Source organism: Acetobacter lovaniensis (assembly GCF_014207635.1).
In the GTDB taxonomy this organism is placed as follows: Bacteria; Pseudomonadota; Alphaproteobacteria; order Acetobacterales; family Acetobacteraceae; genus Acetobacter; species Acetobacter lovaniensis.
On sequence record NZ_JACHIE010000015.1, the window covers coordinates 1 to 23,658 of the forward strand.

26 protein-coding genes, 1 tRNA gene and 1 rRNA gene are annotated in these 23,658 nt (G+C 60.8%); 22 read left to right on the top strand and 6 right to left on the bottom strand.

Annotation, left to right across the window (positions count from 1 at the left end; translation table 11 throughout):
* The first annotated feature begins 142 nt into the window (after nt 1-142).
* Nucleotides 143-258: ribosomal RNA gene (rrf, locus tag HNR55_RS13335) — 5S ribosomal RNA — on the top strand.
* A 54-nt stretch (nt 259-312) separates the two neighbouring features.
* Nucleotides 313-389, top strand: a tRNA-Met gene (locus HNR55_RS13340).
* Here HNR55_RS13340 and HNR55_RS13345 read toward each other — a convergent pair.
* Together HNR55_RS13345 and HNR55_RS16775 are read right to left on the bottom strand one after the other, a co-directional pair.
* Nucleotides 346-2,028 (bottom strand): recombinase family protein, encoded by a 1,683-nt coding sequence (locus HNR55_RS13345; protein ID WP_166116270.1) that lies wholly within the window; start codon nt 2,026-2,028, stop codon nt 346-348. The genes HNR55_RS13340 and HNR55_RS13345 overlap by 44 nt on opposite strands.
* A gap of 13 nt (nt 2,029-2,041) precedes the next feature.
* On the bottom strand, nt 2,042-2,230 hold the full coding sequence (locus HNR55_RS16775; protein ID WP_166116173.1) for a hypothetical protein: 189 nt from the start codon (nt 2,228-2,230) through the stop codon (nt 2,042-2,044).
* A 241-nt stretch (nt 2,231-2,471) separates the two neighbouring features.
* Between HNR55_RS16775 and recD2 the strand changes: the two genes are divergently transcribed.
* The 7 genes from recD2 (at nt 2,472) to HNR55_RS13380 (ending at nt 9,331) form a co-directional block, all read left to right on the top strand.
* Nucleotides 2,472-4,658, top strand: coding sequence for an SF1B family DNA helicase RecD2 (recD2, locus tag HNR55_RS13350; protein ID WP_166116174.1), 2,187 nt, complete (start codon nt 2,472-2,474; stop codon nt 4,656-4,658).
* A gap of 170 nt (nt 4,659-4,828) precedes the next feature.
* The gene (locus HNR55_RS13355) at nt 4,829-5,467 is read left to right on the top strand and encodes a tyrosine-type recombinase/integrase (RefSeq protein WP_166116176.1); all 639 of its coding nucleotides are present in this window, start codon (nt 4,829-4,831) and stop codon (nt 5,465-5,467) included.
* Between the two features lie 45 nt (nt 5,468-5,512).
* On the top strand, nt 5,513-5,809 hold the full coding sequence (locus tag HNR55_RS13360; RefSeq protein WP_166116178.1) for a type II toxin-antitoxin system Phd/YefM family antitoxin: 297 nt from the start codon (nt 5,513-5,515) through the stop codon (nt 5,807-5,809).
* On the top strand, nt 5,806-6,189 hold the full coding sequence (locus HNR55_RS13365) for a type II toxin-antitoxin system VapC family toxin (RefSeq protein WP_166116179.1): 384 nt from the start codon (nt 5,806-5,808) through the stop codon (nt 6,187-6,189). Before HNR55_RS13360 ends, HNR55_RS13365 begins: the two co-directional genes overlap by 4 nt.
* 147 nt (nt 6,190-6,336) lie before the next feature.
* Nucleotides 6,337-6,918 (top strand): recombinase family protein, encoded by a 582-nt coding sequence (locus HNR55_RS13370; protein WP_166116181.1) that lies wholly within the window; start codon nt 6,337-6,339, stop codon nt 6,916-6,918.
* Nucleotides 6,915-8,204 carry a DNA cytosine methyltransferase gene (locus HNR55_RS13375; protein ID WP_166116183.1) on the top strand — a complete coding sequence of 430 codons (1,290 nt, stop codon included), beginning with the start codon at nt 6,915-6,917 and terminating at the stop codon, nt 8,202-8,204. The genes HNR55_RS13370 and HNR55_RS13375 overlap by 4 nt, the downstream gene beginning before the upstream one ends.
* Nucleotides 8,204-9,331, top strand: coding sequence for a restriction endonuclease (locus HNR55_RS13380; protein ID WP_166116186.1), 1,128 nt, complete (start codon nt 8,204-8,206; stop codon nt 9,329-9,331). Before HNR55_RS13375 ends, HNR55_RS13380 begins: the two co-directional genes overlap by 1 nt.
* Before the next feature lie 365 nt (nt 9,332-9,696).
* Here the strand turns inward: HNR55_RS13380 and HNR55_RS13385 are convergent, their stop codons facing one another.
* Complete coding sequence (locus HNR55_RS13385) at nt 9,697-11,136, bottom strand: DUF6880 family protein (protein WP_166116188.1); 1,440 nt, start codon at nt 11,134-11,136, stop codon at nt 9,697-9,699.
* A gap of 277 nt (nt 11,137-11,413) precedes the next feature.
* On the opposite strand from HNR55_RS13385, the gene HNR55_RS13390 reads away from it, so the two are divergent.
* From HNR55_RS13390 to HNR55_RS13400, 3 genes are all read left to right on the top strand, one after another.
* Nucleotides 11,414-12,094: a DNA methyltransferase gene (locus HNR55_RS13390; protein WP_166116189.1), complete on the top strand. Its 681-nt coding sequence runs from the start codon at nt 11,414-11,416 to the stop codon at nt 12,092-12,094.
* Nucleotides 12,095-12,437: 343 nt separating this feature from the next.
* Nucleotides 12,438-12,872 carry a hypothetical protein gene (locus tag HNR55_RS13395; protein ID WP_264814073.1) on the top strand — a complete coding sequence of 145 codons (435 nt, stop codon included), beginning with the start codon at nt 12,438-12,440 and terminating at the stop codon, nt 12,870-12,872.
* Nucleotides 12,873-13,493: 621 nt separating this feature from the next.
* Nucleotides 13,494-13,811, top strand: a complete 318-nt coding sequence (locus tag HNR55_RS13400; protein ID WP_166116273.1) for a DUF736 domain-containing protein — start codon at nt 13,494-13,496, stop codon at nt 13,809-13,811.
* Nucleotides 13,812-13,861: 50 nt separating this feature from the next.
* Here the strand turns inward: HNR55_RS13400 and HNR55_RS13405 are convergent, their stop codons facing one another.
* Nucleotides 13,862-14,113, bottom strand: a complete 252-nt coding sequence (locus HNR55_RS13405; protein WP_025439265.1) for a helix-turn-helix domain-containing protein — start codon at nt 14,111-14,113, stop codon at nt 13,862-13,864.
* 270 nt (nt 14,114-14,383) lie between these two features.
* Between HNR55_RS13405 and HNR55_RS16780 the strand changes: the two genes are divergently transcribed.
* The 10 genes from HNR55_RS16780 (at nt 14,384) to HNR55_RS13450 (ending at nt 22,113) form a co-directional block, all read left to right on the top strand.
* Nucleotides 14,384-14,590 (top strand): transcriptional regulator domain-containing protein, encoded by a 207-nt coding sequence (locus HNR55_RS16780; protein WP_166116191.1) that lies wholly within the window; start codon nt 14,384-14,386, stop codon nt 14,588-14,590.
* 58 nt (nt 14,591-14,648) lie between these two features.
* On the top strand, nt 14,649-15,170 hold the full coding sequence (locus tag HNR55_RS13410) for a DNA -binding domain-containing protein (protein ID WP_244150833.1): 522 nt from the start codon (nt 14,649-14,651) through the stop codon (nt 15,168-15,170).
* Between the two features lie 97 nt (nt 15,171-15,267).
* Nucleotides 15,268-15,567 (top strand): helix-turn-helix transcriptional regulator, encoded by a 300-nt coding sequence (locus HNR55_RS13415; protein WP_025439263.1) that lies wholly within the window; start codon nt 15,268-15,270, stop codon nt 15,565-15,567.
* Nucleotides 15,564-16,640, top strand: a complete 1,077-nt coding sequence (locus tag HNR55_RS13420; protein WP_025439262.1) for a replication initiator protein A — start codon at nt 15,564-15,566, stop codon at nt 16,638-16,640. Before HNR55_RS13415 ends, HNR55_RS13420 begins: the two co-directional genes overlap by 4 nt.
* Nucleotides 16,637-17,125 carry a DUF2840 domain-containing protein gene (locus HNR55_RS13425; RefSeq protein ID WP_025439261.1) on the top strand — a complete coding sequence of 163 codons (489 nt, stop codon included), beginning with the start codon at nt 16,637-16,639 and terminating at the stop codon, nt 17,123-17,125. Before HNR55_RS13420 ends, HNR55_RS13425 begins: the two co-directional genes overlap by 4 nt.
* The gene (locus HNR55_RS13430; protein ID WP_117127366.1) at nt 17,122-18,474 is read left to right on the top strand and encodes a DNA cytosine methyltransferase; all 1,353 of its coding nucleotides are present in this window, start codon (nt 17,122-17,124) and stop codon (nt 18,472-18,474) included. The genes HNR55_RS13425 and HNR55_RS13430 overlap by 4 nt, the downstream gene beginning before the upstream one ends.
* Nucleotides 18,471-19,100, top strand: coding sequence for a S26 family signal peptidase (locus tag HNR55_RS13435; protein ID WP_166116193.1), 630 nt, complete (start codon nt 18,471-18,473; stop codon nt 19,098-19,100). The genes HNR55_RS13430 and HNR55_RS13435 overlap by 4 nt, the downstream gene beginning before the upstream one ends.
* Nucleotides 19,101-19,158: 58 nt before the next feature.
* The gene (locus tag HNR55_RS13440; protein WP_025439257.1) at nt 19,159-19,500 is read left to right on the top strand and encodes a DUF736 domain-containing protein; all 342 of its coding nucleotides are present in this window, start codon (nt 19,159-19,161) and stop codon (nt 19,498-19,500) included.
* A complete protein-coding gene (locus HNR55_RS13445; protein WP_025439256.1) occupies nt 19,497-20,180 on the top strand; it encodes a lytic transglycosylase domain-containing protein in 684 nt (227 codons plus the stop codon). The genes HNR55_RS13440 and HNR55_RS13445 overlap by 4 nt, the downstream gene beginning before the upstream one ends.
* Nucleotides 20,181-20,373: 193 nt before the next feature.
* Nucleotides 20,374-22,113 (top strand): relaxase/mobilization nuclease domain-containing protein, encoded by a 1,740-nt coding sequence (locus tag HNR55_RS13450; RefSeq protein ID WP_166116195.1) that lies wholly within the window; start codon nt 20,374-20,376, stop codon nt 22,111-22,113.
* Nucleotides 22,114-22,241: 128 nt separating this feature from the next.
* Here HNR55_RS13450 and HNR55_RS13455 read toward each other — a convergent pair whose 3' ends face one another.
* Together HNR55_RS13455 and HNR55_RS13460 are read right to left on the bottom strand one after the other, a co-directional pair.
* A complete protein-coding gene (locus HNR55_RS13455; protein WP_242005605.1) occupies nt 22,242-23,057 on the bottom strand; it encodes a type II toxin-antitoxin system death-on-curing family toxin in 816 nt (271 codons plus the stop codon).
* A gap of 286 nt (nt 23,058-23,343) precedes the next feature.
* Complete coding sequence (locus HNR55_RS13460; protein WP_166116199.1) at nt 23,344-23,655, bottom strand: CcdB family protein; 312 nt, start codon at nt 23,653-23,655, stop codon at nt 23,344-23,346.
* Nucleotides 23,656-23,658: the final 3 nt, after the last annotated feature.

Below are 23,658 nucleotides of genomic sequence, written 5' to 3' on the forward strand. Positions count from 1 at the left end.
CTGGTCCTAATCACCCAATAGGCTCACTCTCACACTATCCTTACGGATAGCCCGTGCACAGAAATCATCCATAACCACGTCACACACAAAACACCCAAACGCACCAACCGCATCCACACGCCCTAAAGGGTGGTCTGGATGACCTGGTGGCCATGGCGGGGAGAGTTCCACCCGATCCCATCCCGAACTCGGCCGTGAAAACCCCCAGCGCCTATGATACTGCGGCTTAAGCCGCGGGAAAGTCGGTCGCCGCCAGGTCTTCCAGTCTACCCTCATAAAACTAAGCCAAAACAAAATCAGCACTCTCTCAACCGCGGGGTGGAGCAGCCCGGTAGCTCGTCAGGCTCATAACCTGAAGGCCGCAGGTTCAAATCCTGCCCCCGCAACCATCTGAACTTGCGATGCCAACGCATCACGAACCCCAGTCCGGAAACGGGCTGGGGTTTTCGTTTGTCCGCTGCCTGACGCCATCGTCAGGATACCGGCGAGATCACCCCGGACATCAATCTGGAGGCCCTTGTCGGACGGCGTGAGGATGATTGCCTCAATCAGCGAGCGGATCACCTCGGCCGCCTCCTGGCGCTTTTCGTCCAGCTCGGAATGCAGCATGTCGTGCAGGCGCGCGAGCTGCCGGTGGTAGAACTCCGCCATCTGCGGATGGAGCAGGGGTGGGGGCGCCTCGGCGGTCGAGAGGAAGTCCTTGAGTTCACTCTTACGGGCTTCGAGCTTCGATCCGCGCTCCTTGACCGTCTCGATCGAGATCGCTTCCGAGAGGTAGAGATCCATCAGCCGCTGGATGTCGCGTTCGACCCGCTTCAGTTCTGATTCAGCCGCGCCGATGTCGGCCGACGCCTCCATGCGCAGCCGGTTCATCTCGGTGGTGAAGGCCGTGCAGAACTCGGCGAACAGGTCCGGGTCCATGAGGTGGTGACGCAGGGCGTCGAGGACGCGCCGCTCCAGCTCCTCGCGGCGCATATTGGTCCGGTTGTCACAGGTGCCCTTGTTGCGGGCGGTCGAGCAGCCGAGCAAGGTGCCGGAGATCATGGAATAGCCGCCACCGCAGCAGCCGCATTTGCTCAGGCCGGAGAACAGGTAACGGGGACGGCGCTTCTCGCGGAAATGGTCGGGCGATGACGTGTCGCGTGTGTCGCGGCTGGCGCTGACACTGGCCTGCCGTGCCTTGACCGCGTCCCAAAGATCCTGATCGACGATCCGCAACTCCGGCACCTCCTGGATGACCCATTCGGTGTCCGGGTTGGGGCGGGCCTGACGCTTGCCGGTGTCGGGATCCTTGATGAACCGCTGGCGGTTCCAGACCAGCCTGCCCACGTACATCTCATTGTTGAGGATACCCGTGCCGCGTAGCCGGTTGCCGTTGATGGTCGAGAAACCCCAGGTGCCGCTGCCAGGGGCAGGGATGCCTTCGTCATTGAGACGGAAGGCGATGGCGCGCGGTCCCAGCCCAGCGGCGAAATCACGGAAGATGCGACGGACCACATCCGCCTCTTGCGGGTTGATGGTCCGGTCGCCCCGGATCGGTTCACCATTGGCGTCGAGCCTGCGCACCACGTCATAGCCGTAGGCGTTGCCGCCGCCCGACTTGCCCTGCTCGACCCGGCCGCGCAGGCCGCGATGCGTCTTCTCGGCCAGGTCTTTCAGGAACAGGGCGTTCATCGTGCCCTTGAGGCCGACATGGAGGTGGGAGACTTCGCCCTCGGAGAGGGTGACGATCCGCACGCCGGCGTAGTTCATGCGCTTGAAGACGCCGGCGATATCCTCCTGGTCTCGGGACAAACGGTCCATCGCCTCGGCCAGCACGATCTGGAACCGTCCGCGCTGTGCATCCGCGATCAGCGCCTGGATGCCGGGCCGCATCAGGGAGGCACCCGAGATGGCGTGGTCGGTATACTCCTCGACGATGCTCCAGCCCTGCTTCTCCGCGTGGGTGCGGCAGACCCGAAGCTGGTCGGCGATCGAGGCATCGCGCTGGTTGTCGGAGGAATAGCGGGCGTAGAGCGCGACCTTCATGACGGGCTTTCCCTTACGGTCCGGAGCGGCGGCGCTGCTCCTGTTGCTGCGACCGGAACCAGTCCCGTGCCGCACGACGGGCCATGAGGCGGACCAGCGCCACAAGGCGCGGGTCCGGGGCATTGGGTCGCAGGATGAGCCGCAACTCGGGCTCTGGCGGCCGATACGCCGGGGCAATGGACTGGCTGGGTCTGTCCGTCATCGTCGCTCTCTTCCGACCGCAAGGCAAGGAAAACAGACACACGATCCGGACAGATGACTGTTATTTCAATGGAAATCCGCATTGTGGAAGGTCGCGCCTGTGCGTGCTCAAGCGTACGGAATCGTAGTTATGGGTAGTCTCGGATAGAGGCGCGGCGTACAAATACTGGCTTACGGCGGCGTGACGGAAGGGGAGGGCGAGTCATGAACGATACGGAAGTGCCGATCCTCCGGCAGGCCGGATGAGCGGACGCGCCACCGACTCTTCGCCCACGGAAGCGCTGGCGGGACTGGTCGAGCGGGTGACGTTCCACAACGCCGAGAACGGCTTCTGCGTTTTGCGCGTGAAGGTGCGGGGGCAGCGCGACCTGGTCACCGTTGTCGGCCATGCCGCCATGATCTCGGCGGGCGAGTTCGTGCAGATGTCGGGGCGCTGGTTCAACGACCACACCCACGGCCTCCAGTTCAAGGCCGAGTTCCTCAGGGCCAGCCCGCCGACCACGGTCGAGGGTATCGAACGCTATCTGGGCTCCGGCATGATCCGGGGCATCGGCCCGGTTTATGCGAAGAAACTGGTGAAAGCGTTCGGTGAGGCGGTGTTCGACCTGATCGAGCAGGAACCTGGACGTCTGCGGGAGGTGACGGGCATCGGCCCCAAGCGTGCCGAGCGGATTGTCGGTGGCTGGGCGGACCAGAAGGTGATCCGCGAGATCATGCTGTTTCTGCACAGCAACGGCGTCGGCACCTCGCGGGCGGTAAGGATCTTCAAGACCTACGGGCAGGACGCGGTCCAACTGATCAGCGAGAACCCCTACCGGCTCGCGAAGGACATCCGGGGGATTGGGTTCAAAACTGCCGACCAGATTGCCCGGAAGATGGGGATCGCGCCCGACGCCATGATCCGGGTGCGGGCCGGGATCTCCTACGCGCTTGGCGAGGCCATGGATGAGGGGCATTGTGGCCTGCCGGTCGGGGAGTTGCTGACCAGCACCGCCGAACTGCTGGAGGTCGCGGCACCCCTGATCGAGACGGCTCTCACGTTGGAGCTGGAGGCGGGCGACGTTATTGCCGACAGCGTGGGCGAGACGGGATGCATCTTCCTGGCGGGTCTCTATCGCGCGGAGCAAAGCGTCGCCGAGCGATTGCATGCCTGCGCCGTCGGCCGTCCGCCCTGGCCCGAGATCGACGCTGAAAAGGCCATGACCTGGGTGGAAAGGAAGACCGGGCTTGCGCTCGCGCCCAGCCAGCAGGAGGCGGTGCGCCTTGCCCTGAACAGCAAGGTGCTGGTGATCACGGGTGGTCCTGGCGTGGGCAAGACCACGCTGGTCAACGCCATCCTCAAGATCGTGACCGCCAAGGGCACGGACGTGCAGCTCTGCGCCCCGACCGGCCGGGCGGCGAAGCGCCTGTCGGAAAGCACCGGACTTGAGGGGAAGACCATCCACCGCCTGCTGGAGACGGATCCGGCCACGGGGAGTTTCAAACGGGACGACACCAACCCGCTGACCTGCGATCTCCTGGTCGTGGACGAGGCCAGCATGGTGGATGTGCTGCTGATGCGCTCCCTGCTACGCGCGTTACCCGACAGCGCAGCCCTGCTGATCGTCGGCGATGTGGACCAGTTGCCGTCCGTCGGACCGGGGCAGGTGCTGGCCGACATCATTGGCTCCGGTGCTGTCCCTGTGGTGCGGCTGACCGAGGTGTTCCGCCAGGCGGCGCAGAGCCGGATCATCACCAATGCGCACCGGATCAACGAAGGGAAGATGCCCGAACTGAGCGCGGAAGAGGGATCGGACTTCTATTTTGTCGAAGCGGCCGAGCCCGAGGTCGGACTGCGCAAGTTGCTGGCCGTGGTGAAGGACCGCATCCCGGCGCGGTTCGGGCTGGACCCGGTCCGCGACGTGCAGGTGCTGTGTCCGATGAACCGGGGCGGGCTTGGGGCGCGGTCGCTGAATATCGAATTGCAGCAGGCGCTGAACCCGCCAGGCGAGGTGAAGGTCGAGCGGTTTGGCTGGACCTATGGTCCCGGCGACAAGGTGATGCAGATCGCCAATGACTATGACCGGGATGTCTTCAACGGGGATCTTGGCGTTATTGACAGGATCGATGTGGAAGAGGGCGAACTGACGGTCTTATTCGATGGACGGGAGGTCGTTTACGGCTTCGGCGAGTTGGACGAACTGGTGCTGGCCTACGCGACGACCATTCACAAGAGTCAGGGATCGGAATACCCGGCGGTGGTGATCCCACTGGTGACACAGCATTACGCCATGCTGGCGCGGAACCTGCTCTATACCGGCGTGACACGGGGGAGAAAGCTCGTTGTGCTTGTGGGGCAGCAGAAGGCATTGGCCATCGCCGTGCGCAATCAGGGCGGGAGGCGGCGGTGGTCGAAGCTCAGAGAATGGCTGGTGGGTAGTTTTGCATGACGGTGCGATGTCTCCATGTCGGCTTCCGCCTACATGTCGGACATGCAGCCTCCAATATGCCACGCCCCGAAGCGGACAGTCTGGAGTCACCATGAACTGATGCCATTTCCTCCCGCCGGAGCGCATTCTACACCAGGCTGCATCCAAGCAGCCTTCCTGGAGAACGTGTCATGGAACAAGGCATACGCTTCCCATCGCCCACACTGAAAACCCAAACCCCGTGGAACGCCGGCAAAATGGTCGGCGCCAAACGGGCTCTGAAAGAGAAACACGTTTGGGCCATCCGCTTTTGGTTGGCCCATGAAGGCCGGATCCGTGATCGAGCACTGTTCGACCTTGCCCTCGACAGCAAGCTCCGAGGTTGCGATCTCGTGACGCTGCGCATTGGCGATCTCGTTACCAGCGGTCAGATCCGGAGCCGCGCAATGATCGTGCAGCAGAAAACCAAACGTCCGATGCAATTCGAAATTACGGAAACGACACGTGAAAGCGTCCGTGCCTGGCTGGAGCATCGCGGTGGCTCACTGCAGGATTTTATTTTTCCCAGCCGCCTGAGTGCGAAGGCACATCTGGGCACCCGGCAATATGCCCGTTTGCTGGACGAGTGGGTCGAAGCGGTTGGCCTGATCCCCGGCGAATATGGGACGCATTCCATGCGCCGGACGAAAGTCGCGATGATCTATAAACGCACCGGTAATCTGCGTGCAGTGCAAATCTTGCTGGGTCACACCAAGCTGGACAGCACGGTTCGATATCTGGGTGTCGATGTTGAGGATGCCCTCGCCTTATCAGAGGCGACAGACCTGTGACGTCTCCTGCGTTTGTCACTTGCTCTCTCCCTATGTGTACATGATATGATGACACATAGGGAGGATCACATGAGTGAACAGCTTTCTGGCAGCCAGAGCGCGCCACTGAAAATCGGGGTGCGGGAGTTCCGTGGCAACCTGACCGCTTACCTTCGCCAGGCGCGGCAAGGCAGTACGATCCTGGTCACATCCCATGATGAGATCGTGGCCGAACTGCGCCCGCCATCCCCGTCCTATCGCCCCCGTCGGCAGCCGGGTGGGCTACGCGGGCGCATCAAGCTAAGTGATGATTTTGATGAGACGCCGCAGGACATGCTCGACAGCATGGACGGGGCCCTGTGAAGGTTCTGCTCGATACACATGCGCTGCTATGGTGGTTGTCCGACTCTGACAAACTGGGACCTGCAGCACGTGAGATCGTTGCGGATCCGGCCCACGACATTCTGGTTAGTATTGTCTCGCTCTGGGAGATCGCGATCAAAATCCGGATCGGGAAGCTGGATGCAGATCTCAACGAGATCACGGATACTATTCCGGCAGAGGGTTTTACGCTTCTGCCGATTTCCCCCGAGCACCTGAAGATCCTGATGGGGCTGCCTATCCATCACCGTGATCCCTTTGATCACCTGCTTATGGCGCAGGCACTGAGTGAACAGGCGTCATTTCTGTCCGGAGATAGCCAGATGGACCATTACCCAATCGAGAGGATCTCTTGCTCATAACTGTGCGGTTAATTGCTTTATAAGTTTTTCGCCTTGTCCAGAAAACGGTGGTTTTCTGGACGCTGTAAAAACGGCCTTTCCGGGCTAGTCGGATGCCTCCCGTCGAGTTAATATTGCCGTCAAGTTTTCAATGTCCCGGTTTGGTCAATGAATCAGCGTATCGGATATGCACGGGTCTCCACGCAGGACCAACACTTTGAGCTGCAGCGCGATGCGCTCCTGCAAGCTGGCTGCGGGGTCATCTACGAGGATACCGCAAGCGGTAAGAACGCCATGCGGCCGGAGCTGGAGCAATGCCTCAAGGCCTTACGCAGCGGGGATACGCTGGTCGTGTGGCGCTTGGATAGGCTTGGTCGCAGCTTGCCCGACTTGGTGCAGGTTGTAAGTGATCTTGAGCGCAGCGGCATTGGCTTTGAAAGCCTCACTGAAAAAATCGAGACGGTCAGCGCGGCTGGGAAGTTGGTCTTCCACGTCTTTGCAGCCCTCGCGGAATTCGAGCGCAGTCTGATCCGCGAGCGCACCCACGCGGGGCTTGCAGCAGTGCGTGCCAGAGGGCGCTCCGGTGGACGCAAACCTAAACTCGGTGAGAAGCAGGTGCGAGAGATCAAGGCGCTTTTGCGTGATCCTGACATCCGAGTTGCCGATGTTGCTCGTCGGTATGGCGTGTCTCGAACCACTCTTTACAAGCACGTTGGTGTTATAGCGCCGCGTCAATGGGATATGGCATGAATAAGGACGAAGTTGTTGTATCTCTGTTTGCTGGGGCTGGGGGATTCTCCTCTGGCTTTAGTCAGGCTGGTCTGAAGCCTTTATTTGGTGCGGAAATTAACGCTGATGCCTGCCAGACTTACCAAGAGAATGTCGGCAGCCCCTGCCACCAGCTTGATCTGAGCACGGTTGACCCATCTCATATTGAAATGCTCACGGGTGGCAAAAGGCCGTTCGTCGTTATTGGCGGGCCGCCGTGCCAAGGCTTTAGTACCGCTGGTCCGCGCAATTTTGCAGATCCTCGCAATCTGCTCATTTTTAACTACTTAAATATCGTTGAGCGGCTTTCGCCCCGTTGGTTCATTTTCGAAAATGTCGAAGGACTTTTGACGTCTGGTGGGGGGCGGGACCTTGCGCGTCTGGTACGAGAGTTTGTCGACATGGGATATTCGGTACGGCTGCAAAAGGTAAACCTAGCCGCATATGGCGTGCCACAAACGCGTAAGCGGGTGCTAATCATTGGCAACCGACTTGGGATCGATTTTCAATTTCCCGAGGAGTTGTATTCATTCGATAGCGGTAAAGCGAAAAAGGCTTCCGGCAAGCCGCTTGCTCCAAGCTTGGCCGAAGCGGTGGCAGGGCTCGGTCCCGCTGCAAGTGATAAGGATGCGCTAGTTCCGTACGCGAGCTCGGAACCTGTCAATGCATTCGATGCCCGAATGCGGGCGGGAAATCGCGTCGAGGTGGTAACTCACCACGTTCGAGTCGAGGCTGCGGAGCGTATGCAGGTTGAACTGCTCAAACCGGGTCAGACGATGAAAGACCTGCCGCCCGAGCTTTGGCATGAGAGCTACAGGCGGCGAGCAAACCGGCGAGTATCGGACGGTACGCCAACCGAGAAGCGGGGCGGCGCGCCTTCAGGGATCAAACGTCTGCATGGCAATCTGCAGAGCCTCACGATCACGGGGGCTGCTGCTCGGGAATTTATTCATCCTACAGAGCATCGTCCTTTGACCATTCGCGAGTGTGCCCGCATTCAGACATTTCCCGACAAGTACAGGTGGGTTGGCAACAATGCCAGCGTCATTCAGCAAATTGGAAACGCTGTGCCACCGCTCGCTGCTGAACGTTTGGCCAAACACTTAAGAGATATTGATGGGTCGTTTGGTGCAGATACGCGACCGGCAGGTGCGATGTCTGCAAAGCTATTAGGATTTGTTCTTACTGAAGCGCTTGGAATGAGTCCGGCACTCAAATCAACAGAAGCGCTGCTTGCAGAAATGCACCAAGGGGGATTCGTTTTTTAATGACTACACGGCAACGACTCAGCGCAGAGCGATCGCAGCAGCTCACTCGCCTGCTTACGATCACGAAGACAGCAAACATGCGGGCGCTCATGGAGGCCAGCGAGCTAGCCAAAGTAATTGCACTTGTGGCCGTTGACATCGGCAAGAGTGATGAAATGGCGCGAGCATTTCCTGTGCTCTGGCCGAAAATTTCTCCGCAACAGGAGTACTACGCCACGGCAGTTGACTGGTTCACCAACCCCGACGAGACGGTTACGTCCTTTGATGTTGTCGATATGCTTGATGCAGGCACGTCACTGGATCAGGACTTCATGACCTATCTGAAATGCCTCACCGAGCTTCATAAGCGCCGTCGTAAATATGGATTGATTCTTCAGAGGCAGCCTCTGCCGACTATGGTCCAAGTCTCCCCTAGGGCGCTCATGGAATACGGCCCTGACTTTCCGCCGGAAGCACTTGCTTCATGGCTCACTTGGCGCAAATTCTTTTACGATTTGGACAATCGGTCTGCACAGGAAACCGGCTATCTTTTCGAACCCATCCTTGCTGCAGCCATCGGCGGTGAGGCGAAGTCGGCGCGGGAGCGTGTGGTGAGGCGCACTGATGACCCTACTAAGGGTCGGCAAGTCGACTGCTGGAAAGTGCTGCCGGACGGAACTCCACTTGCGTACGAATTGAAGTTGCGCGTGACGATTGCGGCTAGCGGGCAAGGGCGTTTTGGCGAGGAGCTCTCATTTGCTCGCGACTGCAGTAGTTCGGGTGCAAAGCCAATTCTTGTTGTGCTGGATCCCACAGAAAATGACAAACTGACCGGGCTTCAGGCCGCGTACCGAGAGGTGGGCGGCGCCGCTTATGTGGGCGATGCGGCTTGGGCTCACCTCGAAGACGAGGCGGGGGCAACGATGGCATCGTTTATTGAACGCTATGTTCGCGTGCCGGTGGCTTCTGTGTCCAGCTTTGAGCGGGTTATCGAGGGTGACGCAACCAAGCGTAGTCTCATCTTGCAGGACCTGCAGGCACGGCTTGATGGCAATGAACTGACAATCTCGCTTGGTGGCCATCAACGCTTGGTCGAGCGTCATGAAGATCAGAGTTTGGCTGCCGATGGGGATGATGACAGCGAATAGGTTGAACTATGCGGTAAGGGGGGCGAAGGTCTGTCCCGCGAGCAGATAGAGTGCCAGAACGGTATTCAGCATTGCCAGCCATACTGACGATCCTCCGCTCCCGCTTTGATGGTCGATGGTATTTCTCATGGCATTGAATGATGAAGGTGAAATTAAGACGCTGTTTCTAAGGGATATTTTTCCATAAACGACAATTGAGTGGGAATAAAGGCCACCAGACCCCGGCGGGGGTCTCTCTGTCTCTTCTAAGGTCATATTTTTTACTGAGAACAATCGAAAACCTACGTCAGTCCGAATGAATGTCCACTATTTTAATTTCTAAGCTACAACCGGACATTCCGCTTCCCCCCCATAGCGGTCTTTAACTATTCACCGATCAGTGACCAGAATCCCAGTTTGCGCTTATGCTGCGCTTTCAGGCGGATCATAAAGGCTTCGTGGCTTTCCATTCCATCTGCTGTGGTCAGCATTGGCGCAAGTAGCCGACAGGAGGCGAGATCCTTCGCTGCATAGGAATAATAGCGGGAAAGCGCCTTATCCAGCACGGCCTCGACCAGTAGGCGGTAAAGAAGCGTGGCCTCGTTGGGATACGATTCAGACAGACGATCCGCAGCCGGACGCAGTGTTCCGTAATCACGCCCGTCCAGTTCCGCCGTATGTTCCCGCACGAGACGGGCAGCGGCGTCGAGCGCTGGCCATTCAAGAAGAGTGGAAAGGGCTACGCCCCTGACCGGGAAATTACGGATGTGATTGAGTGCCAGCTCTTCAACATCGATCGCATCGTAATCGCTGAGATGGCGTTGGTATGCCTGCCAGTGCGGCAGACTCAGGCGGTCCCGAAAGACTTTCCATCGCAGGGACTGGGCCTGGTCGCGGTCTTCCACAGCCTCACAGGCTTCAATCCGCAGATCGTCGTTTTCCCAGCGGAACCGGGAAGTCTCATCGGTCTCCCGGCCGAGCCATTCGAGCGCCTCCTGGGCGCGTCCCTTGTCCAGCAGGCGGCGTGCAACATCACCGATATAGGCGGGTTGACGGTCGCTCAGGCCGACCGCGTCAATATAGGCATCAACGTCGCCTACGGCATCGGCCAGATCCCTCATGTGACCGAGGGTCTGCATACGCGCGCTGTCGGCACGGTAATTCTCTTTCCCCTTGGAAACGGGGAGTTTGTGAAGTCGTGTGAGGAGCGTGGTCCTGAGCATGGCCGCGCCTGCCGTACCCAGCGCCTCACCGCACGAGACAAGCAGGTGGTCACACGTGCCATACCCATCCCCGTCGAGAAGCGTGAGCAGATCCCTGACAGTGACAGCCGGATCCCGGCCAGCCTGTCGTCCCCAGAGGGTGCCAAGGTCGGAGGCCGCTTCGCGAAACACATCTGACAGGTAACCGGAACTGTCATCAGAGCGCTCATAGACGGAAGGAGCAAGTTCCACGAGAAGACGCATGGCGGAAATGGCCTGCCCGACATCCGTCGTTGCAACATCGTTGAGAATGGATTGCCGTAAGGCATCGAGTTCGGCTGCAAGGGGTTTGATCCGGTCCCAGGGCAGGAATCCACGGGAACGCTGGATCGTTCGCAGCCTCTTTTCGATCTCCTTGCCGAGTTTGTCTTTCGCATGAGTGGCTGTCAGCGCCATGCGCAGCTTCCGGGTGAGCACGGCATCCTGTTCCGACAGTTCGACCAGAAGGTCTGCAAGCCGATCCGCACCAAGGGCTTTCAGATTCTCTTTCGTGACGGTCGTGCCGACTTTCGCGGATGCGGCGGATTTGCGGGTGGCAGGTTTTGCAGAAGGAGTGCGGGCCATGAATACAGATTATGACCGTGCCTCCAGGGGCGCAAGCAAATGCCGTTGCCATGAATAAAGAGGAAAAAAGCTAATGGCTCCGCCCTCGCGCCGGCAAGGGTTCGCGTCAGCGCGCTGACGCCGTCCGATGGGGTGTCCCCGATCTTCCTGCGCTACGCTTCGTGCAGATCTGGAGATACCCCTCCCCATCGGTCGCCCTTGCCGTTGCTACCCCGCTGCTCGCCGCGAGGCAGAGGAACAGCGGGGGCTGTTCCTCGCGGAACAAAGGGCAAAGACCATGACCGGCAACACCACCACGGCGACCGATTTCCGCAATACCATCCTCAACGGTGACAGCGTGCAGCTTATGCGCACACTGCCTCGCAATGCGGTGGATTTCATCCTGACAGACCCGCCTTACCTTGTGAATTATCAGGGTAGGGACGGGCGGAAGGTGCGCAACGACGATAATGCGCGCTGGCTCCGGCCCGCTTTCAACCAGATGCACCGTGTGCTGAAATGGGGCGGGTTTGCCGTTTCGTTCTATGGCTGGAACCGTATCGACCTCTTCGCCGATGCCTGGAAAGCAGCCGGGTTCCGCATGGTCGGGCATATTGTCTTTCGCAAGTCCTATTCATCCTCTTCCCGTTTTCTCCGGTATGAACACGAGAGCGCCTATCTGCTGGCCAAGGGTAACGTGACACCGCCAGTAAAGCCTATCCCGGATGTGATCGACATGCCGTATTCGGGAAACAAGCTGCACCCAACGCAAAAGCCGGTGGCTTCACTCCTTCCCCTGGTGGAAACCTTCTGTCCGGTGGGTGGGCTGGTTCTGGACCCGTTCGCCGGTTCGGGTTCGTCCCTGGTGGCGGCGCAGCATCTTGGCCGCGACTGGCTGGGGATGGATCTGGACCCGGACCACGCGGCCACGGCAACCCGCCGGCTGGCCTGGCACGGGACGGCGAGGGAGGCGGCGTAAGCCGCCCCTTTCTTTACGGGACGGCCTGAAAATCGCACCGGTCCCGATGGACCGGCGGCAGGGACGCGCCGCTGCCCGGCGCGTGCGGCGCTCGCCGGCTGGGCCGGCTCGCACTTTTTCTTGCGGGATGGGTTTGTGAGTGTTTACCCCGTCAGCCATCCGCAACGCTGCCGGAACAACGCACTGTGTCCACGGCGCGAGCGGAAGGCGCCAACAGGTGGCACCTCAGTCATAGTCGGCGCGCTCCGCGCGCTGTCCTGATCGTGAAACCAGGGTCGGAAAGTCCAATGCTATTTCCTGGATATTCCTGAATCGTCGCGGCATGTGTGTGGTGTTCCTCGTTGTGGAAAGGACGCGATCCATGCTGCTCGGTCTCGGTATTGTCCTTGGCTTCGCCAGTATCGGCTTTCTGTGCTGGCTGCTGTTTCTCTGTGCGGTCTATGCCGCACCGCTGTTCGTGGCGGCGATGGTCTGCACCATGCTCTACGACCATGCCATGATGTCTGGCGCTCACGCCATCCTTGCGGGCATCGCTGCCGGGATCATGGTGCTGGCGTTCGGTCAGGCGATCCTGGCGTCCTCGCGCGACCCCGCGCTCCGGACATTGGTGTCGCTCCTGCTCGCCCTGCCGACCGCGCTGGCGGGGTTTGGTATGACACTGGGGTTCAGCGGTATGGGCGATATGGGCACCATTCCGGCCTACCTTTTCGCGACGTTCGGGGCGCTATGCGTGGGCGGGGCGGCATGGACACGGCTCTGCGCCATTCAGCCCGTGTAAGTCCCGGTGGCAGGAACCCATTTCGGTCAATCCCCGTTGCGCGGCCGCTGGCGGACCAGGGTTCAGGATAGGGCAGCGCCTTCCTTTCAGCGAGAGATGCCCGGCACAGGCCCAACCGGAGTAAAACGGCGACCAGCTTCGGTGCGGAAAACGCATGTCGTTCTGCCGGCGTGACTGGCGGCCCGGCGTCAACGTCCGGTCTGTCGAGCAGGAAGGGCAGGGAACATGGTACTGACCAGCGGGTTCTTCCGGCGAAAGATACGGTTCGATCTGCATGTTGTCGGGAAACGGATATCCCTCCGACACCCTGAGCCCTCTCACGGAACATGACGGACTGAGCTGTCTCCCATAACGCTGCCGGTGCCGCACACCATGGCCTCTCGATATGGCCGATCTGCCCGAAGAGCGGCTTCGCCTCGCCCGGCTATGGCGCAACGGCGTCCCGCAACTTTCTTCCCCTGCCGGCTGCGCCGTCATTCCTCGCGAAGCAACAAAGTTCCGTGCCGCCGTCCTCCGCGTTGCTCCGGCCTGCACGCAGGTGCGCCGCCGGTCGTCTCCGGGCTGTCGATGGCCATCGAGGCCACGGTGGTCGCGGCCCGATACAAGCCAGGAGACAGGACAATGATCATCGGTTCATTCAAGAAGGTCGGCGAGGGTTACGAAGGCGAAATCGTCACCCTGACACAGAAAATCCGGGGTATCCGCTTCGTGCCCGAAGCCAACCGGGCCAGCGACAATGTTCCCAACTTCCGGGTCCAGATCGGAAAACTTGAAGCCGGGGCCGCCTGGATCAAGCACACCACAGACTGGCGCGAATATCTCAGTGTGAAGCTGGACGATCCGACCCTTCCCGGTCCGATCTTCGCCAGCCTCTTCGAAGACGAAGGGGGCGCCTACAACCTGGTCTGGACCCGCCAGCGCCCGCGTAATGGAGACTGACCACCCCCGGCCCCTCCGGTTCGCCGGAGGGGCTTTCTTCTTCAGGCCAGTTATGGCTTCCCGTCGGTCGGTGCCTCTTCTGTCGCGACAACGTGGCTTTCATCCAGTAACGCCGCCGGCCGCACGCCCAGCGCCTGCGACGCATGCCACAGCGAGAGCAGCGTCGCGTTCTGGCGCCCGGTCTCGATCCAGCTGATATAGGCGCGGTCCACGCCCATCCGTTCCGCCAGGGCTTCCTGGCTGAGGCCGGCGCCGCGTCGCAGGCGCCTCACGTTCGCGCCGAAAAGTCCTCGGATGTCCATCCGCAGGATAGGAACGATTTGTGTATTATCGCGCTACGTATTATAATACACGGAACGTCAAACGCCTTCTCCCGTGATGCGCTATGGGCATCACGTGATGTCGCGGAAACTGAAGTTTCCTGCCCGTCTGGCGTGAATTGCTCCTCAATATCGAAACTACCCGGTCCTTGCCGGATATGTTCGGGATCGCCTCCCTGAGTCTTCGGGACTACCCGTTTCGGTCCTGCACCGGATACTGGGTCGAATCCATGACATATCGGGGAGGGGGACGTGCCGACAATCCGGCCGTGGGATGCCGCGCCCCTTCGTCGCGCCTTCGCCGGGCTCGACCCTGCCGGCCTCGCCCAGGAATGGCTACGACACAACCCGGCCTACCGGCGCGATCATGCAGCAACCATGAGGACGGGCAAGGTTGACGCCGAGGCATGGCGCGCTTTCGCCCGTCGCTGGGGGTTGCGTTTTCCCTGTCGATCCTGACCTTCCCGCATGGCTTGCCCCCGCTTTCTGGGATCCGGACATCGCGCCGGAGGTCGCCGTGCGTGGCGACGGGGGTGACATTCTGCTTCGGCTGGCACCCTATGTCCGTGTACGACATGACGGTCCCGATGGCATCCATCTCGTGCTGGACAGCGATTCTGGCGTGCTACGCATCGTCATTGTGGTCGATCGGCAGCCCGACGCGCCAGGAACCTGGTTCGTCATCGATGACGGGCACCTCGCGACCCGTCTGACCTGCGTTGCGCGCTTCGGCCGCCTGCTTGCCGGTCAATTACCCGGCCCAATTCCACCCGTCCTGCGCCTGAGTTCTCAGCAGAAACTCCGCCAGATACGCATGCTTTGCATCGCCGAAGGTCGGCGCACGGGAGTGGCGACACGCCGGATCGCGGCGGGCATCTACGGCGAGCGCATCCTGCACCTGTCCCGCAATGAATGGCGCGCCAGTTCATGGCACCGGGCTTTCTACCGCGACCTCGACGGTGCCGGGTTCTACCTGAACGGCGGTCACATCGCCCTCCTTCAGGGGCTGAAGCAGGGGGGTGACATTTTGGCGGCCTGAACTTTGTCATCCCTCCCCAAGCCTCATTTTCCGGCAGCGTCCTCCCATGAGCCGCGACATTCCGCACGTGGCCCGATCCATCGGGAGGAAAGACCCCATGCGTGTCCAGCCGACACTGCCACCGCGCTATCTGCGCACCCCGGACGCGGCCAATTTCGTTGGCCTGTCCATCCGCACCCTCGAAAAACACCGGAGCTGTGGCACTGGTCCGCTCTACCGCCAGCTTGGTGGCCGGATCGTCTATGCCGTGGAAGACCTCTGCGCTTGGGCCGATCTGAACGTCAGGCTGTCCACCGGTGACGGTGGCGGCATCCCGATGCCGTCCGACCCCCGTGCGTATCTCGTGCGATTGCAGGCCAGGGTCCGTCGGGCGGCGCGGCGGAGTGCCGGACGATGATGCCGGCATCCGAAACCTGGCGTCAGCCCGACCGGCGCTTCGTGGTCTCCGGGCCTGCCAGCCCGCGTGACATCCGCGATCTGATGGATCGTCCGTTCTTCGCGCTCGGGAAAATGCCGCGTCATGAGCCGATCCGTCACCGGTCCGGCTACAGCGAAGTTCACGTCGTGTCCTCCGGCGATGCCGGGCTGGCGACACTCATGGATGCCGATGTGCTGCTCTGGCTTGCCGGGCAGCTCAGGGGCGCGCTGAACGAGGGGCAATGGATTTCCCGCCATGTCCGCTTCACGCCCTGGCGGCTGTTCCAGGACCTCGGCTGGGATGCCGGCGCGCATCAGTACCGCCGTCTGCGTGGTGCGCTGGCCCGCCTCGCGGTCACGACGGTGATGACGAATATCCGCAATGGTCCGGACTGGCGGGACCGGCCGTTCGCCTGGGTCAGTGATGTCCGTGTCTCCCGTGATGATGGTGTCGCCCTGACACTGCCGGAGTGGTTCCTCGCTGCTGTCACTGAGCCCACACGCGTGCTGACCGTGCATCCGGCCTATTTCCACATGGGGAGTGGAATCGGACGCTGGCTTTACCGGTTCGCCCGCCGACGTGTCGGACGGCAGAAGGGACGATGGCTGTTTGATTTCACCGAATTGCATGGCCGTTCCGGCACGCTGATGCAACGATATGATTTCGTGCTCGCGCTGGGAAAGATCGTTCGGGTGCAATCGCTTCCGGGATACCATCTTTCGACCTGTCTGCGACATGGCACCGACTATCTGCGGATCGAAGCAACGACGCCGCCCACAGGGCCTGTGGAGAAGCCTGTGGAACCACTCGTTGCCACAACGGTGGAAAAACACGTTGGAACAGATACGGTTGTATCGTTGGGTCGTTCAAAAAACCACTATGTAAACCATTGTTCCAGAAGAAAAACCGCGAGCCGTAACTTCTTAACTTATAAGTACAATACTATATGTAGTAGTACGAAGGGTATTTTTCGAGATAATTTCGACCCGTCCGGACATGGCAAAAAAGAGGCTCGGGAAGCGGTCGCGGATCGCGGGGCAGGTGTCCCATGACCGACCGTTCTTTCTGGCCATGGGGCGATATGCTCACCACGGTCGAACTGACCTGGATCGAGAAGCGCATCGAGCACTGGATCCGCTTTGGGCATCCCGTCGAGGATCGCATTCTCGACCGTCGGCGCAGGCTGATGAGCTTCACGCCAGACAGCGTGTTCGCCTTCATCCGCTGGGCCGCGAACGATTTCGGCACCGTGGTGTCCTGCATCGACATCGTGCGCGCGGTCGGGGCGCAGGAAGCCCGCCAGACCGTGCCGTTCGTGCGCCCCGGTGGTGAGAGCCTGCTGCGCCAGAGCGGCTGGCCGAAGGTGCGTCGCGTGCTGGAGGCCATCGACGGCGTGGAGGCGCTGGGCATCGATCCCACTGCCGCCTGTCCCGATCACTGGCGGCACCTGCATCACCGCTTCACAGCGGCGCAGGAGCCACGTCCCTACACGCGCGAACGTCATCAGGCGTGGTTGCGCCGGAGGGCCGCGTCATGACGCGCATCCCCCTTCCCACGGGCATCGCCATGCCCTATGCGCCGCCGCGTGTGCTGGACCTGTTCGCGGGGGCGGCCGGCGGCTGGACACTGGGCCTGCACCGGGCTGGCTTCGTCACCGTCGCCGCCTGCGAGATCGTCCCGTGGCGACGTGTGCTCTACGCGGAGAACAACTCCCATGTCCGGCTCTACGACGACATCCGCACCCTCACCGCAGGGCGACTTGTTTCCGATCTCGGTTTCCTGCCCGACCTTATCGCGGGCAGCCCGCCGTGCCAGGACATCAGCAGCGCCAACACCAGGGGCAAAGGCATCGACGGCGCGCGGTCGGGTCTCTACCTCGAAGCCGTCCGCCTGGTCGGAGAATGCCGCCCTCGCTGGTTCGCTTTTGAGAACAGCGCTAACCTCCGAACTCGCGGCGCGGACCGGCTGCTCGACGCGCTGGAGGCGCTCGGCTACGCCGTTGAAGCGTGCGTGGTGGGTGCTGGAGATGTCGGCGCCTGCCATGTCCGCAAACGGTCCTGGCTCATTGGCCACGATCCCCGACAGCTTGCCCACACCGGTCTCGCAGTCACAGCAGGGCGGGATGCGGATGGAAGGGGGATCGGGTGCGCGGGCGGCGATGAAGGCGTCGGGTCTGTACGACGTCTTCCGGGGGACGACCTTGCCCACGCCGATGGCGACGTACGGCATGAAGGACGGGGCGGGCGGGGGAGTCGGCTCGACATACCCGTTCCGGGCGATCCTCGCGACGCCGCGCGCTTCGGATGCCGGGAGGGGTGGCCGGGGCGACGTGCTGGCGCAGATGACGGGGCAGGAAAACCGTCACGCGGGCATGCCGACGCCGAGGGCCTCGGACATGGCGGCGGGCGGTCACGGAGCGCCGGGCCGGATGGGCACAGTGCGTCACTGCCTGCGGGCGGCGGCGCTGGAAACGCTGCCGACGCCGACGAAACGGGACAGCCGGATGGACGGGTGGAGCGATGCCTACGACCGGCGGAAATCACCGACGATGGACGCGGTGATGGATGGTGCGATGACGGGCCGGGCGCCACCGGATCGCTGGGCAGGAGCACGGGCACTGGCGATGCTGCTGCGGAACCATGGGCTGACTGGAACGGCGGCCCTGCCGCTCACCTACGGCTGGATGATGGGCTTTCCGCCTGGCTGGCTCGCACGCGCGTTGCGCTCGGCGATGGACGCCGGGCGTCTGCCGCCAGCCTCGTCGTCGAGGTGTTCGGTGACGCGGTCGTCCCGGACATCCCCGAAGCCATAGGTCGGGCCATTCTGCGGGTCGAATACGCGCTCGACATGGTCCTCGCGCGTGCGTCGGTGGGAGATGTGTCATGACCCGGCGTGCCTGGTTCTTCACCACGTATCTCGCTGTGCTCGGTGTGGGTGCTTCGCTGGCGATTCATCCCACGCCGCGCTGGGTCTGGAACGAGACGGTCAGCGTGCCGGTCGGACTGTATCGTATCCAGCCCACCGTGCCGATCCGCGTCGGCGACATTGTCGCGCTCCGTCTTCCCGAGCGCGAGGCGACGCTACTGGCGACACGCGGCTACCTGCCGTTCGGCGTGCCACTGCTCAAGCCCGTCGCGGCCCTTGCAGGGCAGAGTGTCTGCCGTAACGGCGTGCATGTCACCATCGACGGAAAGCCTGTCGGTGATGCGAAACCCATCGACCATCGGGGCCGGGCGCTGCCGGTCTGGCAGGGCTGTCAACGTATCGCACCGGGGCAGGTTTTTGTCATGAACGCTGCCATGCCAACCAGTCTGGACGGGCGGTATTTCGGTGTCTTGCCGATGGACACCGTCATCGGACGCGCCGTGCCGGTGCATGTCAGGACGGGAGAGGCCGAGCCACCGCCGCCGCATTTCGATCCCCTTCCGGAACTCGGCGCTCCGATCCGGGAACGGCCGCGCCTGGCACCACCCATGATGCCCATGAAACCGGGCGAACCGCCGATCGAATGACGATCGTAAGGCACACGGATTTTCCATCATCCCTACCATTTCCGAAAGGATTTTTCCCATGAGCCAGATCGGATTTTTTACCCGCACCGCTGATGGTTTCGCCGGACGGGTGCGCACTCTGTCGCTGGACGCCGAACTGACCTTCGTGCCAGCGGAAAACAACGGCGCGGAAAACGCCCCGGATTATCGCATCCATCTCGGTGATGGCGATTCAGCATTGGAGATCGGTGCCGGGTGGAAACGCACCGGGGAGCGCGTCGGTGAATATATCTTCATCGTGCTCGACGATCCCGCTTTCATGCAGCCAATCCGAGCCACGCTGTTCCAGGCCGGGCGCGGCGGGCGTGAATGGCAACTGGTCTGGAATCGCTCCACGAAACGTCAGGGAGGTCGGGAATGAATGCCCGGTTTTTCTGGTCCGGCAGTATACTTGCCATGCTCGCGCTAACGCTCTCGCCGACCATCGCCCGCGCGCAGGATTTCGACGATCTGGTGCGTCAGGCGGCGGCACGGAATGCGATCCCGTCGACGTGGGTGCGGGCGGTTCTGCAAGCCGAAAGTGCCGGAGATCCGCATGCGGTTTCGGGTGCTGGTGCGATGGGCCTGATGCAACTCATGCCGGGCACCTGGCAGGAAGTCCGGCGCACGCTCAATCTGGGGGCCGATCCCTTCGATCCGCGTGACAATATCGCGGCCGGGGCAGCCTATCTGCGATGGCTGCACGACCGCTATGGTGATGCGGGATTCCTTGCCGCTTACAACGCCGGTCCCGGTCGTTATGACGAACATCTGGCGACCGGTCGGCCATTACCCGCCGAGACGGTTTCCTACGTTGGGTCTATCGTCCGGCTGATCGATGATCAGTCGTTCAGCGTGCATTTTTCCATCACTCCAGCGCGTGACTGGACTTCCGCCACGCTCTTCATTTCCGGCAGCGAAAATGCGTTTCCATCGTCCTCTCAAGGCATTTTTTTAAGCCGATCCGGGCAGGGGATTTTCAGTCCGTCCGTGCTCTTCGCAGGTCATGTCCATAACGCGCCGGGAGTGGGTTCGACGCAGGGGGCGGAGCAGGGGAAGTGAATCATAAAAACCCTGGAAAAGGACAGAAAAAGTTAGGGCTGGATAAAAGGCCGCACATCGCGGCTCGGTCGGGGTGGCGGTTTTTCGGGGTTTTTAAGGTCTTGCCGCGAGGTGCCTGGATTTCCCGCACCTCGCGTCTGGGTGTCATCTCCTTGATCTGGCGCGATGTTTCGCACGGTGCAGGGCATTTGTCATGAACAGGGACGAGGAATTCCGGGTTCGGCCAGGGCGTATCCGCTCCACCCGAGCCCGTCAGGCGCGCCCCTTCGTGACGCAGGTGCTGGCGTCGGTGCAGCGGGCCGGTGGCAGGGTCTCCCGTGCGGGGAAGATCAGTGCCGGACGTCGCTCCAGTTTCGGACGCGGGAGGGCCGCCGCTCATGCCGCCAATCGCCTACTCACCAGCCGTTCGCGGGGCGTTGTCATCAAGGCCCGTGTCGTGCGCCATGCCCCGCGCGCGACACCACTGGCGGCGCATCTCCGCTATCTCCGTCGGGAGGGCGTGACGCGAGACGGGGAGGATGCCCACCTGTTCGGGAAGGACAGCGATAACATCCGCGCCTCTGACTTCGCGGAACGATGCGATGGCGACCGCCATCATTTCCGTTTTATCGTCTCCCCGGAGGACGCGCCGGAGATGTCGGACCTGCGCGCCTTCGCGCGGGATCTGATGGGGCAGATGGAGTCCGATCTCGGCACAAAACTGGACTGGGTCGCCGTCGACCACTGGAACACCGCACATCCCCATCTGCATGTCATCGTCCGGGGCGTCGCGGAGGATGGTTCCGACCTGGTGGTCGCGCGCGATTATATCCGCGAGGGGATGCGTGCCCGTGCCCAGGATCTGGTGACGCTGGAACTCGGACCACGCACGGATCACGACATCCACCAGGCGGTCGAGCGGCAGGTGAATGCCGATCGCTGGACCCAGCTTGACCGCCAGCTTCAGAGGGACGCGGGGCAGGATGGTGTCATCGCTCTCGGGCGCGCGCCGGGCGAAACGCCGGACGCCTTCGCCACCGTGAAGCTGGGCCGCCTGCGCCGGCTGGAAACGATGGGGCTGGCGCACCAGGTCGGGCCGGATCGCTGGAGGATGGACGAGAGTGCGGAAGCGACCCTGCGGGAGATCAGCGAGCGCAACGACATCATCAAGCGTATCCACCGGGGGCTGGCGGAGCAGAAGATCGATCGTGCCGCGTCCTCCTGGGCAATGGCCGCCGAGGACACCACCGATCCCGTCATCGGCCGGCTGGTCGATCGCGGCCTCGACGATGAACTGCGCGGCACGGCCTATGCGGTGATCGACGGAATTGATGGTCGCACGCACCATGTCCGCCTGCCGCATCTCGAAGCTGCTGGCGATGGGTCGGTCGGTTCGATTGTCGAACTGCGGCGTTTCAGCGACAAACAGGGACGTAACCGTGTCGCGCTGGCCGTGCGTTCGGACTTCACGCTGGAACGGCAGGTGATGGCGGATGGCGCGACCTGGCTCGATCGGCAGGCCATCGCACGGGAGCCTCTTGCGCTGGCGTCCACCGGGTTCGGCGCCGATGTCAAAGAGGCGATGGAAAAGCGGGCGGATCATCTGGTGGAGCAGGGGCTGGCCAGCCGCGACGGCGGGAGTATCCGCTACGCCCGGAACATGATCGCTACGCTGCGCGAGCGGGAGCTGGACGCGCTGGGCCGGAGCCTTGTCGGGAAGTCAGGGATGCCGTTCCGGCGGAGCGGCGAGGGCGACCCGGTCACGGGCACCTATCGTCAGCGTTTCAATCTGGCCTCGGGCCGGTTCGCGATGATCGACGACGGGCTGGGATTTGAGCTGGTGCCGTGGTCGCCGTCGCTGGAAATGCAGCGGGGGCGGGAGGTATCGGGAATCATGCGCGGCGATGGGGGGATCGACTGGTCGTTCGCCCGCAAGCGGGGGCTTGGGCTGTGACTGGGAAGGCGGGTAAACGCAAGGAAGGTCACCTTCCAACCGACGGAGCATGAAAACAAGTCATTAGCATTGGGGACGCTTTTCCGTCCCCAATGAACTGAAAATTCGCAGCGGATAGAACGGAATTTTTATCTATCAGCAAGCCTCTTTAAGGGCTCCTCATATTCGCCGATGAGAATATTTAATGGGTCAGCATCTTTAAAAAAGACCTGCGCATCATATCCATTATCTGCGGTGAGTCCGGTTGTCTTTCTAACTGTTGATATAGCGTTGCGGCTTACTTCATTCTTCCAGCCAGGAAAACCTATCTGGGATACTCTATTATCTCCTTTATACACATCGATATAATTCCTACGGGGGTTTCTTAAAGAGCATCCATGGTTTGAAAGAATACCTTGAAGCTCATTGAATGTTATTACATAATATATTCTTGAATCTTTTTTTCTGAACATACCTTTAAATTTTGGGGATATTTCCTCTATCGTCATGTGCCGGCCATTTTTCGAATGATATTCGGCAATTTCTACAGTGAAATCTTCCACTTCCTGTATATCCACAGAGGGGACATACCCGTTTTCCAGCATAAAAAAAACGGAACTTAGAAAAGCCGTTCTTTTATTCGCGTCATGAAACGGATGATCATTTACCAGCCCAAAAATTAATGAAGAAGCGATATCCCACAAATCATTATATACATATGCGCCTCCAGCGGAGGTCAGCTGCCTGGCTACGGCTGATGATAATAATCCGAAATCTTTTGGACCAAACCCTCCCATTCCTTCGCCTTTTTTCAAAAAATGGTTTCCTATTAAATAGTGAGCATCAAGAACGTCTTCACAGCTCAGAAATGGACGATCGCCATCGTATGGAATTTCAGATATATTATTAAAATAATGTATGTAATTATCGTAAAGTTCTGGCACTAAGTCGATTTTTTCTAACATCACTAACTCACTTTTCTTGAGGTTATACAAAGCGTTGCGTGTTGGGTGATTATATCGCGTGTCTTAATGAATTGATCAATAGTTTGAGGGGTGTTTGTGTTAATATGCTGATTGCCAAACGGAAGGGTAGTTTCTCTATCGAGGATGTCCGATGTGGATGTTTAGCCTAACCAGATTATACCATTGATAATTCGAATTGACCCCTTCGGGTTCGTTACAGCGCCATTGATTACAGCATGCGCGCGTTTCATCCAAAATGAAGGCGACGGCGGAAACCCTGTGCCACTCACGCCCTGCTGACCAGTTCGTCCAGTGCTCTTATGATCTTATCCTGATCGCGTTCGGTCATAACACCGACGGCGGCCCCAAGTCGTGCAGCGGGAACAGTCGCCAGGTCGAACGGGTTGGCGAAGACCTCATCTCCCTCGACATGGAGATGTGGCGTCAGCGGATGATCCGGCGGGGCGCTGCCGGACCGTTTGACGAGCGGCATGACGACTCGGCCCACGCTGCGCTCCAGGCGGCTGCTCTGGATTTGCACCACGAACGGGATGTCCCGGTTGCGACCGGGGTTTCGGTAGATCGCGAATTGTGGCATCGG

What these genes read in the sequence shown, in the direction of transcription:
- HNR55_RS13355 (WP_166116176.1), top strand. Translation starts at nt 4,829, where the DNA reads ATGGAACAAGGCATACGCTTCCCATCGCCCACACTGAAAACCCAAACC.
- HNR55_RS13370 (WP_166116181.1), top strand. Translation starts at nt 6,337, where the DNA reads ATGAATCAGCGTATCGGATATGCACGGGTCTCCACGCAGGACCAACAC.
- HNR55_RS13435 (WP_166116193.1), top strand. Translation starts at nt 18,471, where the DNA reads ATGACCCGGCGTGCCTGGTTCTTCACCACGTATCTCGCTGTGCTCGGT.
- HNR55_RS13400 (WP_166116273.1), top strand. Translation starts at nt 13,494, where the DNA reads ATGATCATCGGTTCATTCAAGAAGGTCGGCGAGGGTTACGAAGGCGAA.
- HNR55_RS13460 (WP_166116199.1), bottom strand. Translation starts at nt 23,655, where the DNA reads ATGCCACAATTCGCGATCTACCGAAACCCCGGTCGCAACCGGGACATC.
- HNR55_RS13425 (WP_025439261.1), top strand. Translation starts at nt 16,637, where the DNA reads ATGACCGACCGTTCTTTCTGGCCATGGGGCGATATGCTCACCACGGTC.
- HNR55_RS13445 (WP_025439256.1), top strand. Translation starts at nt 19,497, where the DNA reads ATGAATGCCCGGTTTTTCTGGTCCGGCAGTATACTTGCCATGCTCGCG.
- HNR55_RS13415 (WP_025439263.1), top strand. Translation starts at nt 15,268, where the DNA reads ATGCGTGTCCAGCCGACACTGCCACCGCGCTATCTGCGCACCCCGGAC.
- recD2 (WP_166116174.1), top strand. Translation starts at nt 2,472, where the DNA reads ATGAGCGGACGCGCCACCGACTCTTCGCCCACGGAAGCGCTGGCGGGA.
- HNR55_RS13450 (WP_166116195.1), top strand. Translation starts at nt 20,374, where the DNA reads ATGAACAGGGACGAGGAATTCCGGGTTCGGCCAGGGCGTATCCGCTCC.
- HNR55_RS13385 (WP_166116188.1), bottom strand. Translation starts at nt 11,136, where the DNA reads ATGGCCCGCACTCCTTCTGCAAAACCTGCCACCCGCAAATCCGCCGCA.
- HNR55_RS13405 (WP_025439265.1), bottom strand. Translation starts at nt 14,113, where the DNA reads ATGGACATCCGAGGACTTTTCGGCGCGAACGTGAGGCGCCTGCGACGC.
- HNR55_RS13375 (WP_166116183.1), top strand. Translation starts at nt 6,915, where the DNA reads ATGAATAAGGACGAAGTTGTTGTATCTCTGTTTGCTGGGGCTGGGGGA.
- HNR55_RS13345 (WP_166116270.1), bottom strand. Translation starts at nt 2,028, where the DNA reads ATGAAGGTCGCGCTCTACGCCCGCTATTCCTCCGACAACCAGCGCGAT.
- HNR55_RS13420 (WP_025439262.1), top strand. Translation starts at nt 15,564, where the DNA reads ATGATGCCGGCATCCGAAACCTGGCGTCAGCCCGACCGGCGCTTCGTG.
- HNR55_RS13430 (WP_117127366.1), top strand. Translation starts at nt 17,122, where the DNA reads ATGACGCGCATCCCCCTTCCCACGGGCATCGCCATGCCCTATGCGCCG.
- HNR55_RS16775 (WP_166116173.1), bottom strand. Translation starts at nt 2,230, where the DNA reads ATGACGGACAGACCCAGCCAGTCCATTGCCCCGGCGTATCGGCCGCCA.
- HNR55_RS13360 (WP_166116178.1), top strand. Translation starts at nt 5,513, where the DNA reads ATGATGACACATAGGGAGGATCACATGAGTGAACAGCTTTCTGGCAGC.
- HNR55_RS13455 (WP_242005605.1), bottom strand. Translation starts at nt 23,057, where the DNA reads ATGTTAGAAAAAATCGACTTAGTGCCAGAACTTTACGATAATTACATA.
- HNR55_RS13380 (WP_166116186.1), top strand. Translation starts at nt 8,204, where the DNA reads ATGACTACACGGCAACGACTCAGCGCAGAGCGATCGCAGCAGCTCACT.
- HNR55_RS13390 (WP_166116189.1), top strand. Translation starts at nt 11,414, where the DNA reads ATGACCGGCAACACCACCACGGCGACCGATTTCCGCAATACCATCCTC.
- HNR55_RS13440 (WP_025439257.1), top strand. Translation starts at nt 19,159, where the DNA reads ATGAGCCAGATCGGATTTTTTACCCGCACCGCTGATGGTTTCGCCGGA.